We start from the raw sequence: 12,769 nt of genomic DNA on the forward strand, positions 1-12,769 counted from the left end.
TATCTTTAGTTTATCAGAATTTCCACTATTATTTTACTCTCATTTTCTTGTTTCGGTCCTTGTGCTTGTTATGCTGAATGTAGCGAAGAAGCCTAAAAGCAAAATCTTCACTTTGAAGTTATTCGTAAAATTCAGGTTAATAGATATCGAATTAGGGAAAATTAAGTAAGCACGACCTGTACTATAACTTTTTCGAGAATGTTCGGATTAGTGCGCTAAAAATAAGCATCGGATATAAAAAAAGTTTCTTGATTTGCCACCACCTACTCGTATCATATTTCTCAAAATAGTGATATAAACTTTTATGCATAGAAAAAATCATTTTGGTGCGGACTATTTTTGTGCTTGCACCCCGATAATGGATAACTGAAGAATCCGGAAAATAAACTATTTTCCAGCCGGCGCGCTTTAATCGCAAACAAAAATCAACATCATTATAAAACATTGGAAAACGTTCATCAAAACCGCCAATTTGCTCAATTGCTTCTTTGCGCACCAAAAGACATGATGCCATAGGTTGGTCAATTTCGGATATTTGATTATAATCGAAATATTTCATCCGCCAGCGGCCAAAAGTTTTATGCTGGGGAAAAAGTCGTGATAAACCAGTTAATTCCCACAATAAAATTGAATAACTGGGAAAAGCGCGAACTGAATCTTGAATTGTTAAATCTGGATTTAGTATTTTCGGAGCAATGGCACCAACTCGGGGATTTTGTTTAAGATATTCAATTAGTGGTGGAAAGAAGTTATCTCGTAATATCGTATCCGGATTAAGCAGTAGAATATATTCACTCCGGATAATTTTGATACCTTGATTGTTGGCTTTAGCATAACCAACATTTACTGCATTTTTTATTAATCTAACTTGGGAATAACTTTTTTCAATAATATTAACCGTTCCATCTTGCGAATTATTGTCAATGACAACGATTTCATAATCAAAAAATTTAAATTGCTCTTGAAGAAGAATTGAATCTAAACAAGGTTTTAGATATTTTTTGCTATTCCAAGTTATAATAAGAATTGAAACCATTTTCTCAATTATCTTTTTAACAATCTACTCTTAACCTTTGCAGTAATGAAGATTGATTTTTATTTTGCGGTTTTATTGGGAAATTTAATTGATATTTATCCTTCGTGATGTATTTACGAAATTCCAGTTTCCATTTGCATACGATAATAATTTAAGAGGTCAGCCAGCGTTGTATAAAATGACACCTCTGGTTTCCAACCTGTTAATTGGGAAAATTTCTGGGCGCTTCCAGTAAGTATTGGAATATCATTAGCACGGATTAAACTCTTTATGGTGGTAATTTTTATCTTTTTCTTGCTAAGTTTCAAGAGAAATGCTATGCACTCTTTTATGGTATAAGGTTTGCCACTGGTGATATTATAAATCTCACCGGTCTTTCCTTTTTTCATCGCCAAATAATAAGCACGGATTACATCCGAAACATCAAGATAATCTCTTTTGACATTGATATTGCCAACTTGTAATACGGGTTTTCTTTTGCCAACTTCAATTTCCGCAATTCTTTTAGCAATACTGGGAAAGATAAAATGCTCGGCCTGTCCTGGCGCAGTATGACTAAATGGTCTTAAGATTACAATATCTAAGTTATATTGACTAACATAATATAGACATATCTTTTCCGCACAGAGTTTACTTAAGGCATAAAAACTTACTGGATTGGGGGGCATACGCTCAGTCAATTTTCGCGCACTTCGACCATATACTTCACAGGATGAAATATAAATAACCCGTGGTCTTATCTTCGTTTCTCTTATTGACTCTAAAACATTTAGTGTGCCCATTGTATTAATAGCGAAGGTATCTTTAAGATTCTTTTCGGCTTGAGAAACCGAACTTTGTGCCGCAAGATGAAAGATTATTTGGGGGCGAATCGTTTTGATAACCCTTAAAATTTCTGAATAGTTGCGAATATCACAATAATAGATTTTATAATTAGTCTTCTGAGGAATAGCCCAATAAGTGCCATAAATATCATAGCCCAATGACTGAAGATAACCTGCAAGATAATTACCAACAAATCCTTCAATACCGGTAATTAGGACTTTTTTCACAGAATGAGGAAAGTTAAATCTTAATAATTTTTTCTAAACTCGTTCCCGCCAGTAATCTAATAAATCTTTTAGCGTTTGCTTAAAAGGGATTTCTGGGCTCCAGCCAATTTCCTTTTTAATTTTAGTCGGGTCGCCAATTAAAAGTTCAACATCAGATGGTCGTAATCTTTTTGGGTCAACTTTAATTTCAATATCAACTTTGCTCAAGGAAAGTAAAATATCCAGTACCTCTTTAATTTTATAGCCTTTACCAGTACAAATATTATAGACTTCTCCAGGCGTTCCTTTTTTCAGGCAGAGATAATAAGCGCGGACCACGTCTCGGACATCGGTAAAATCTCGTACGGCCGATAAATTTCCCACATAAATTATTGGTTTACGTTTGCCTTTTTCAATTTCCGCAATCTGTTTAGAAAAATTAGAAGTAACAAAGACTTCTCCTCTTCTTGGTCCGGTATGATTAAAAGCTCGAGTGCGAATAATATTCAAGCCATAACTTTTATGATACTGAAATCCTAATAAGTCTTGAGCAACCTTACTTACTCCATATGGACTTAGCGGACGCAGCGGATTAGTTTCTTTAATTGGCACTTCTGAAGGAAAGACTTGACCATATTCTTCGCTCGAGCAAGCGAGTTGAACTCGACAGTCCGTTAACCCCACATTTCGTATGCTTTCAAAAATGTTCAATTCGCCAATAATATTAGTAGTTAATGTTTCTGCTGGAGCGACCCAAGACATTGGCACATAACTTTGTGCTGCCAGATGAAAAATCATATCCGGTTTAACCTGTTTAATCACATTATTAACTGATACCGCATCGCGTAAATCGCACTCAAAAAGTTTGATTTTATTTAGAATGTGGGTGATGTTTTCCATACGCGAACGCCAACGATAAATGCCAAATACCTTACAATCTTTTTGGGTTAATAGATATTCGGCTAAATGACTACCAGCAAAACCAGTAATCCCGGTTATTAATGCTTTCATATTAACTCCTTAAATTTTTCCTAAACTATAAAATTGGAGACAATTAAAACAAATACAAGAATATTTTTGAGATTAATTATTTCATTAATCTTTAGCAAAATAGATTTATTTTCAGACATCAATGCTTTCCTAAATGTATCTTTGGCTATCGGGTATATAGCAAAATTACTAATGGCGGTTAGTGAAGATATATTTTTGGACATTAATACTTTCATAAATGTCCCTTCATTTATTTATCTTAGGTAATAGCGACTTGCTAATGGCAGTTAGCAAAATTAGATATATTTTCAATTTATGCTTTTTCAACTTTACCGGAACGAAGACAACGAGTGCAGACCCAAATTTTTTTAGTTTCGCCTTCAATTTTTGCTCGTATTCGTTGAAGATTTGGTTCCCATCGTCGTTTTGTCACATTATGGGCATGGCTAATATTAGAACCAACCACGCCAACTTTGCCACAAATTTCACAATGTTTTGCCATATGCTCCTCCAATTGGGAACAATTAAATTCTAAATTCATATTTAAACAAGTTGTATTTCAATATAGACACCTTTTATTAATAGTAAAAAATACTAAACTCAATAATATAAAATACAAGATTTACTAATAATGTCAAGTGTTGTTATTGAGATTATTTTACTTCTTTGTGATTCTTTAGTGTATGTTGTCTGCGACTTTTTTCTTGACAGATAGAATTTTTTGGTGTATGATAAAATTATGGCACATAAGAAAGGCGCAAGTTCATCAAGAAATGGCAGAGATAGCCATGGTCAGAGATTAGGCGTTAAGGCATATGCGGGCGAATTGGTTAATGCCGGCAGTATTATCATTAGACAACGCGGAACTATCTTCTTACCCGGATTAAATGTTGGTCGGGGTAAAGATGACACACTGTTCGCAATGGCTTCAGGTATTGTCAGATTTGAACGAGTTAGCCGAAACAAAAAACGCGTCTCGGTCTATCCTGTCTCTGAATCCAATATACCGTTATCAAACTAAAACCGAGTCTAATTTTGAAGGTATCTCTAACTACAAATTACTAACCCGATTATATTAATTTTTATATCCTCAGACCAATACTGGTTTTCTCAAGAGTTTAAAATTTCTCATTAAAGGTTTCCCGCCTTATCAATTTATTTTGATTGCCAAATAGTTTTACCTGTTTTATCAATGTAATGCCATTTTTTACCAATTCTTACTTTTGCTAAACCGTTACAAAAATTTTCGGCTTCATCATATTGTGCTTTGATTACGATTTTGCCGGTTCTATCAATATAGCCAAAATTTTTTCCTATTTTAACAACTGCCAGTTCTTCTGAAAAATCGTCTACCCAATCATATTGAGGTCTGATTACAACTTTGCCAGTTTTATCAATATAGCCCCAGCGATTATTAATTTTAATACGGGCTAATCGTTCGTGAAAATCACCGGCATCATCATATTGTGGGTTGATGGCGTATTCTCCGGATTTGACAATATAACCAAACTTTTCGTTTTTTTTAACACATGCCATGCCTTCAGAGAACTTTTGCGCCCAATCATAAACCGGTGATATTGCATAATCACCATTTTTATTAATATAACCATATTTTTTGCCCATGCGGACAACTGCCAAACCTTGGGCAAAATCGTCCGCCCAATCATATTGGGCTTTAATTACCATCTTGCCGGTCTTGTCAATGTAACCATATTTATGATTAATTACAACTTTGGCTCTTGCTTCCGAGAAGTTGCCCGCGTCGAGATACTGTGGTTTAATGACTAATTTTCCTTTCTTATTTATATAGCCAATCTTATTTTCTACCCAAACTCGTGCCAGACTATCGGAAAAATTATCAACCCATTCGTATTGCGGTGTTATCTGATAGCGTCCTAAGGTGTCAATAAATCCCCAGCGATTTTCAACAAATACTCCAGCCAAGTCTTCAGAAAATCCCCAAGTTTTATCAAATCGTATTGGGATAATAATCTCGCCTTGCTTATTAATAAATCCATATTTACCATTTTCTTTAATTGGAAAGAGTGGTGTTGAGTTTAACTGGAAAGATAATAGCGAAAGACCAAAAACTAAAAACCCGAAATTAAAAATAGCGAGTCTTAAAAGATATTTTGGGGCTTGATTTTTTAACATTTTATCTTTAATTTTAAGTTTCAGAGCAAAACATCTCCAAGATATTTGGCGAAACGGCTAAATTTCACTTGTGTTTTTATCGTCTTGCTTTGAATTGTATCACTGGAGATTGGTGAAGCGTGCTTGAATAATATTTTTTAGCGTATTATATGCTTCTTGAATTTTATCTTTTTTGCCTCCGCCTTCGGCTAAATCTGGTCTACCGCCTCCGCCACCATTCATTATTTTACCCAATTCGCGGGCGATTTCATTTGCAGATAATCGGTCTTTGAGATTTTCACTCACAAAAGTAATATACCGAATTCGGTCATCATCTTTGGAACTGGCGATAAGAAATCCACAGATGTTTTCTCTTTCGAGCTGTCGAATTTTATCGGCAATTAGTCGTAGGTCAGCAATATTAAGGTAATCATAATTCTTAAAGATTAATTTAATTTCCGAAACTACCTCAACATTTTTTTGCAGTTGATAGATTTCCGCATCAATTACTTTAGTGGTGAGCCGTGCAATATACCGTTCTAATTGTTTTTGGGTGTTAAAAACACTTTCAATTTTATTTATTAAAAGATTATCCGTGGCTTCTAACTTTTCGTTCAATTCATCAAGAATTTTTCGTTCGTTTTTTATGGCTTGATAGGCTAATTTTCCGACTAAGGCTTCAATTCTTCTGATGCCGGCAGCAATACTGGTTTCAGTAATAATTTTGAAGAGGCCAATTTCACCGGTTCTTCTTAAGTGAGTGCCACCACAGAATTCGCAAGAGAAATCGCCGATTTTTAAGACATTGACGCGTTCACCATAGGTTTCACCAAAAAATGCTAACGCGCCCATAGTTTTTGCTGATTCAATTGGAATGTTCTTTAAGTGCTCAACTTTAAGGTCTTCAATAATTTTGTTAAAGACAAGTTCTTCAACTTTTTGAATTTGTTCATTAGATAACGGCAAAGGAGAAGTAAAATCAAATCTAAGCCGGCCAGGCTCAACTAAAGAACCTTCTTGTTTTACGGATTCACCCACAATCTTTCTTAGTGCAGAATGTAAAAGGTGGGTTGCAGTGTGAGCCCGTTCAATTTCTCGTCGGCGTTCTTTATCAATCATTGCCCGCACTGGGATTGGTGTTTCGACAAAAGCGCCTTCCGTAATTTCACCTTTTGAGAGCTTTGCTTCACACCAGCGATGTTTATTCTTATAATAAGTATCAAGCACTTCCAATTCAAAATCTTTACCGATGATTTTACCAGTATCACCTACTTGACCGCCGGCTTCAGCATAAAATGGCGGGTCTTGTAATAAGATTTCCCAGATTTCTTCAGAAAGTTTTTGAGCAATGAGCAGATTAGTATCAACCGTATCGCATTCATAGCCACAGAAATCTTCGGTCTGCATTGAAAGGGCTTTTTCCATTGCATCCGAGATTGACTTTTTGACATCAATAGCAACTTTTCTTGACCGTTCTTTTTGTTTTTCCATTTCTTGCGCATAACCTTCTAAATCCAAAGTATAACCGTTTTCTTTTGCCAGTTCTTGAGTTAATTCTACGGGCAGACCAAAAGTATCGTGAAGTTTAAATATTTCCGTGCCAGGTATTTTTTTGTCTTGTTGGTATTGTTCTGCCAGTTCCTGCCAACGAATTAAACCTGAAGAGATTGTTCTTAAAAATCTTTCTTCTTCGGCTTTAATGATAAGAGCAATTGTCTCGCGTTTGTGCACATATTCGGGATACCATTGTCGCATCTGTTCAATGATTTCACTGCTTAACCGATATAAGAAAGGTTCTTCAATGCCAATCTTATAAGCAAAGAGTAACGCCCGACGCAGAATACTTCTGAGCATATAACCTCTGCCTTCATTAGATGGAATTGCACCATCACCTAAGGCAAAAGTTAAGGCTCGAGCATGGTCAGCACAAGCATAATAAGTCGTACGATTTTTGTCATTAAGTGGTGTGTTAAGAATTTTACCTAATGCTTTGATAATTGGCACAAACAAATCGGTTTCAAAGATAGACTTTTTCTCTTGCGAGACCATACATAATCGTTCCATTCCCATACCTGTATCAATACCGCGATTCTTTAATGGTAATAGTGTACCATCAAGTTGCATATCATATTGAGGAAAGACAATATTATAGAGTTCAAGAAATCGCGGACAGTCGCAACCTGGACCACAAGTCTCTTGGCCACAACCAAATTCTATACCCATATCAAAATAGATTTCTGAACAAGGACCGCAAGCACCAGTAAGTCCGGCTGGTCCCCAGAAATTATCCTTTTTACCGAGTTTATAAATACGGTTCTCTTTCAAGCCGACATCCTTATGCCAAATCTCGTAGGCTTCAAAATCTTCTTCATAAACTGAGACATAGAGATTCTCTTTGGGTAATTTAACCACTTGCGTAAGATATTCCCAAGCCCAGGGAATGGCTTCTTTCTTAAAATAGTCGCCAAAAGAAAAATTACCGAGCATTTCAAAAAAGGTGCAATACTTAAAAGATTTGCCAACTTCGGCTAAATCAGTTGCGCGCAGACATTTTTGAATTGAGGTTGCTCGGCGATAGGGCAATGGAACTGTGCCTGCGAAAAACGGCTTAAATTGCACCATACCAGCACTGGTAAAGAGTAAAGTCGGGTCATCTTTAGGAATTAAAGATGAACTGGGAACAATCTTATGGTCCCGTTTGGCATAAAAATCAAGAAAAGTTTGTCTAATCTCTCGGTGGTTCATATTATAATCTCAAATTTCAAACCTCATAACTCAAAACTAAAAAACATTAACTCAGAAACTCATTTAATTTTCTTCAATCTTTAATACTTTCTTAATCATTGGATAAGAAAATCCGCGTCGGGTTAATAGTGTATAGAATTTTTGTTTTCGTTCTTGAAGGGGATATTTTTTATATCGATTCTGATATTTCTCAATAATTCTTTTTAAGGCAGATTCTTCGCCATTGATAATTTCTGGGTCATTAAGGACAGATTCAATATCTTGTTGACTAATGCCTTTTTTTCTAAGTTCGGCAAAAATTAGGTGTTTGCCTTTAAGACTAAAATTAATCCGATCACGAGCAAATGCTTGGGCAAATTTTCTGTCATCAATCAATCCCTGATTTTCCAATTCGGTCATTACATCTTTTATTATTGAGGGAGAAAAATCCTTGTGTCGCAACCGGTCTTCAATCTCCTTTTTGGTGCGCATCCGATAAGAGAGTAATAAATAAGCATAGTCTTTACATTTCTGCTTTTCTGACTCAAAAAGTAAATGCTCTAATTCGCGCTTTGTGATTTCTTGCTTATCATAAAGGGAAAGTTGGGCTAAAGTATCTTTGTCAACGCTGAATGCGTATTTGCCGTTGATATAGATTGAAGTGCGTTCAGGATTTTTTCTTTGTGGTCTTAGGGATATTTTCATCGGGTTCTTCGGGTTTTGATAAGTGTAATTCAGCAAGTAGTTTCTTTTCGACTTTCTTACGGATATCGGCATTCTTTTCTAAGAATTCAACTGCGGAATCGCGTCCTTGACCAAGCCGGGTATCTTCAAATATAATCCAAGTGCCGGATTTTTGTAGGATATTGTGTTCAGTGCCTAAATCAATAAGTTCGCCACAACGAGAAATACCTTTACCATAAATAATATCAAACTCAACTTCCTTAAAAGGTGGTGCCATCTTATTTTTGACAACTTTGACTTTAGTGCGGTTGCCAATCACAACATCACCTTTTTTAATCGAACCGATTCTTCTTATATCAAGTCGTAAACTGGCATAAAACTTTAATGCCAAGCCACCAGGAGTAGTTTCAGGATTACCAAACATAACACCGACTTTTTGGCGGATTTGATTAGTAAAGATAGCACAAGTCTTAGATTTACTAATCACACTGGATAATTTGCGTAAGGCTTGGGACATTAATCTTGCTTGCACACCGATAAACGCATCGCCCATCTCACCTTCAATTTCCGCTCGGGGCACTAAGGCGGCAACTGAGTCAATGACAAAAACATCAAGCCCGCCAGAGCGGGTTAGGGTTTCAGCAATTTCCAGTGCTTGTTCGCCAGAATCAGGTTGGGCAACAAAAAGATTGGTTAAATCAACCCCTAAAGCAGAAGCATAATTAACATCCAATGCGTGCTCAGCATCAATGAATACCGCATTTCCACCCATTTTTTGCACTTCAGCAATTACTTGTAAAGCCAAAGTGGTTTTGCCAGATGCTTCAGGACCAAAAATTTCTACTACCCGGCCACGAGGGAATCCACCAATGCCCAAAGCATAATCCAAGCCAATGGAACCAGTTGGAATTACTTCGGTTTGAACTTTAGTTTCAGTCTCGCCCAGTCTCATTATAGCGCCTTTGCCAAACTGCTTTTCAATTTGTGCGATAGCGGCTTTTAAGGCATTAATTCTTTCTTCTTTAGCCATAAGTCACCTCATTTTTGCGATGGAGAGGCACTTTTATTTTGCTCTCACATTCTCACATTATAAAGTAAGTATAAACCGAATAAGAATAAAGTCAAGACCAATAAGCGTTGATAAAAAGTATTCTTTTATCAACGCATTATGTTTTTAATATTTACTAATAGTGAGATTTGTCAATCACAAGACTTTTTCGAGTGTTTTTAATATTTACCTTTACCCTCTGATCAGAAAATGAAAAGATATTATGCAACAAAATATATATATTCAAAAGATATTGATTTTACAAGATTTCACCAACATTATAAAAATTAGACTTTCAAAAATTTTGCTTGACAGCATGATAAATTTTTGATAAAATTATATATTATTGTGGAAGTGCGTGTGTGTAAAAATATTTAGTGCTAAAATTAATTAAATTAGAATTTTTTATACTTAATTAATAAACACACTTCAGCACTTTCCCTAACAAACTTAAACTGATAGTAGTTTATCAGGAGCATATTGCATAAGTTCATAAGTTGTTCGTGGTCGTCAGGATTTACGATAAAATCTTTCATATTAGGAAATCCGCTTTCGGACATTGTCTGGGTGGATTTTTAAAAGCCGTTATAATCCGATGATATGGGTTCAGACTTTTAGGCAAGAGAAGTTTTCCCATATCGAATCGGTTTGCCTTTACCTTAATAAATATCTTGCCAAAACAAAATTGCATTCTGCCAATGAGCGGAAAGCAAATATTGGAGGAGACAATGCATAGTAAGATAAAAACATTATGCATAACTTTAGGCGTGCTTTTTGTAAGTTTGATTTTTGTTACTCAACTATACGCTGGAAAACGTTATGCAGTTGCCAGTAGTGATTGGAATCAAACCAGTACCTGGTCAACAACACCGGGCGGTTCTGGCGGCGCGCCAGTGCCAACNAGTTCGGATACAGTTTATATTGAAGCCAATGGCAGAACTGTTACTATACCCAACAATTATACCGCATACTGCCATCGATTAGAAATCGGCACGTCCACAAATGCGAATTCCTGTTATCTTAACTTTGGCGGTAGTGGAGCGACTTTGAATGTTGGCCAAGATGTCATCATTTATGGCGGAAATTCTTCATTTATTCGTCGAATAGATGTGGCAAGCGGAATTCTTAATATCAACGGTAACTTAACCCTTAATCTCAATGGCAGTGGTGACCAGAGTAATCGTAATTGTGTTGTCCAGATATCTACCGGCACAGTTAATCTTTCGGGTAACCTGAATTTTAATAGTCCTTCCAGTGGTGCTTCTCCTGAACAAAATCAGATTAATATCACAGGTGCGGGTAATTTTTATTTAGGCGGAAATTTTAACATCCAATATAATCTTGGCACAATATCACCGGGAACTTCAAGTAATTTCATTTTTAATGGCAGTATTAACCAAACCGTTCCAATCGGTGTTTCTAATATTAGATATAATAATCTGCATTTTAGTAATACCGGCACTAAAACCATTAGTGCTGCAATTACCACATCTAATGTAACTGGTGATGTTCGAATCTATGGAGGCACATTAAGTAACAATAGTTATACAATTACTGGCAATAGCACGAAAACTTTTCAAGTTGCTAATGGTGCAAAATTTCTGATGTTAGGAACAACTGGTATGGTGACTGGTTTTCAAACTAAAACATTTGGAACCACCAGTACCGTTGAATACGGTGGCGGAAATCAAACGGTTAGTAATGAAGGCTATGGACACTTAATCCTAAGTGGTAGTGGAACTAAAACAATGCCAACCTCAGAAATGATTTTAGCAGGAGATTTTACTATGGCCGGAACAAGTTCTGCAACTGCAGGTGCATCAATTACGGTTAATGGTAACTTTACACTTGGTGCTGGAACTACTTTTAATGCTGGTTCCTATACCCATAACATTAAAGGTAATTTTATTAATAATGGTGCAACATTTACTGCTTCTACCAGTACAATTAATCTTAACGGTTCATCAGCACAAACAATTGCCGGCACCACATCAACAACATTTGCAAATTTAACTATTAATAATTCAAGTGGTATCACTGTCAACAAAAGCGCTTTTGTTAATGGCGTTTTAACATTGACCAATGGTATTGTTGCTACTGGCAACGAAACTTTGGCAATAGGTTCCACGGGTTCTGTATCGCGTGTCTCAGGACATATTTGGGGTAATTTCAAAAAATATGTTAGCACGGGTTCATCTGTGTCACGAACATTTGAAATTGGGACATCATATTACTCGCCAGTCACGGTTACTTTTGCTTCAGTTAATACAGCGGGCAATCTAACCGCAAGAGCAATTGATGGTGACCATCCTAATATTGCTAATTCGGGTATTAATTCATCTAAGAGTGTTAATCGGCATTGGATACTAACTAATTCAGGCATCGGTTTTACGACCTACAACGCAGTATTTAATTTTAACCCACTTGACATAGACGCAGGTGCTGACCCCAACAATTTCTATGTTGCCAAAAAAGATGGTAGCAGTTGGTCTTTTCCAGAAATTGGAACAAGAACCAATACTAGCACTCAAGCACTTGCTATGTCCAGTTTCAGTGATTTTCAAATTGGAGAAAAAGAGGCATATACCCTGACTATTAACATCACCGGTAATGGCACAGTGACGAAAAATCCAGACCAGGCGACTTACACTTATGGCACCTGGGTGAAGTTACAAGCCAATCCGGACCCAGGATGGAGTTTTGGAGGCTATTCTGGTGATTTGACCAGTTCTAATGCTTATGATTCAATTCTGATGACTGGCAATAAGACGGTGAATGCTTTATTTACTCAAGACCAATACACCTTGACAATTAATTATGCTGGCAGTGGTACTGGTAGTGTCTCCAAGAATCCCAATCAAGCAACTTATACTTATGGCACCTGGGTTTATTTAACGGCCAATCCAGATGCCAACTGCCATTTTGCTGGTTATACAGGTGATTTAATTGGTAGTAATGCTTATGATTCAATCTTGATGAATAGTTCTAAGACGATTACTGCAACATTTAATCTTGATACATTCTTGTTGACGATAAATATTACAGGTAACGGTTCTGTCAATAAAGTACCAAATCAAACGTATTATAATTATGGCACATGGGTGAAGTTACAAACCAATCCAG

10 protein-coding genes are annotated in these 12,769 nt (G+C 36.3%); 2 read left to right on the forward strand and 8 right to left on the reverse strand.

What is annotated here, in order from left to right; all coding sequences use genetic code 11:
- Positions 1-181: 181 nt before the first annotated feature.
- The 4 genes from N2201_05790 to rpmB form a co-directional block, all read right to left on the reverse strand.
- On the reverse strand, positions 182-1,036 hold the full coding sequence (locus N2201_05790) for a glycosyltransferase family 2 protein (GenBank protein MCX7785720.1): 855 nt from the start codon (positions 1,034-1,036) through the stop codon (positions 182-184).
- 113 nt (positions 1,037-1,149) lie between these two features.
- The gene (locus N2201_05795; protein MCX7785721.1) at positions 1,150-2,088 is read right to left on the reverse strand and encodes a GDP-mannose 4,6-dehydratase; all 939 of its coding nucleotides are present in this window, start codon (positions 2,086-2,088) and stop codon (positions 1,150-1,152) included.
- A 33-nt stretch (positions 2,089-2,121) separates the two neighbouring features.
- A complete protein-coding gene (locus N2201_05800; GenBank protein MCX7785722.1) occupies positions 2,122-3,078 on the reverse strand; it encodes a GDP-mannose 4,6-dehydratase in 957 nt (318 codons plus the stop codon).
- Positions 3,079-3,370: 292 nt separating this feature from the next.
- Positions 3,371-3,559 carry a 50S ribosomal protein L28 gene (rpmB, locus tag N2201_05805; protein ID MCX7785723.1) on the reverse strand — a complete coding sequence of 63 codons (189 nt, stop codon included), beginning with the start codon at positions 3,557-3,559 and terminating at the stop codon, positions 3,371-3,373.
- 237 nt (positions 3,560-3,796) lie between these two features.
- Here rpmB and rpmA point away from each other — a divergent pair, with 237 nt between their 5' ends.
- Entirely contained in the window at positions 3,797-4,078 is a 282-nt protein-coding gene (rpmA, locus tag N2201_05810; protein MCX7785724.1) for a 50S ribosomal protein L27, read from the forward strand.
- Positions 4,079-4,212: 134 nt separating this feature from the next.
- Here rpmA and N2201_05815 read toward each other — a convergent pair whose 3' ends face one another.
- The 4 genes from N2201_05815 to recA form a co-directional block, all read right to left on the reverse strand.
- Positions 4,213-5,211, reverse strand: coding sequence for a WG repeat-containing protein (locus N2201_05815; protein MCX7785725.1), 999 nt, complete (start codon positions 5,209-5,211; stop codon positions 4,213-4,215).
- A 99-nt stretch (positions 5,212-5,310) separates the two neighbouring features.
- Positions 5,311-7,935: an alanine--tRNA ligase gene (alaS, locus tag N2201_05820; GenBank protein MCX7785726.1), complete on the reverse strand. Its 2,625-nt coding sequence runs from the start codon at positions 7,933-7,935 to the stop codon at positions 5,311-5,313.
- 63 nt (positions 7,936-7,998) lie between these two features.
- Positions 7,999-8,619 (reverse strand): RecX family transcriptional regulator, encoded by a 621-nt coding sequence (locus N2201_05825; GenBank protein ID MCX7785727.1) that lies wholly within the window; start codon positions 8,617-8,619, stop codon positions 7,999-8,001.
- Positions 8,582-9,628, reverse strand: coding sequence for a recombinase RecA (gene recA / locus N2201_05830; protein ID MCX7785728.1), 1,047 nt, complete (start codon positions 9,626-9,628; stop codon positions 8,582-8,584). Before recA ends, N2201_05825 begins: the two co-directional genes overlap by 38 nt.
- Positions 9,629-10,374: 746 nt before the next feature.
- On the opposite strand from recA, the gene N2201_05835 reads away from it, so the two are divergent.
- The coding region (locus N2201_05835; GenBank protein MCX7785729.1) for a hypothetical protein at positions 10,375-12,769 on the forward strand (2,395 nt) is incomplete at its 3' end.

It is taken from the genome of candidate division WOR-3 bacterium (genome assembly GCA_026418155.1).
Lineage (GTDB): Bacteria > Hydrothermota > Tepidihabitantia > Tepidihabitantales > CAIPLT01 > JAOABV01.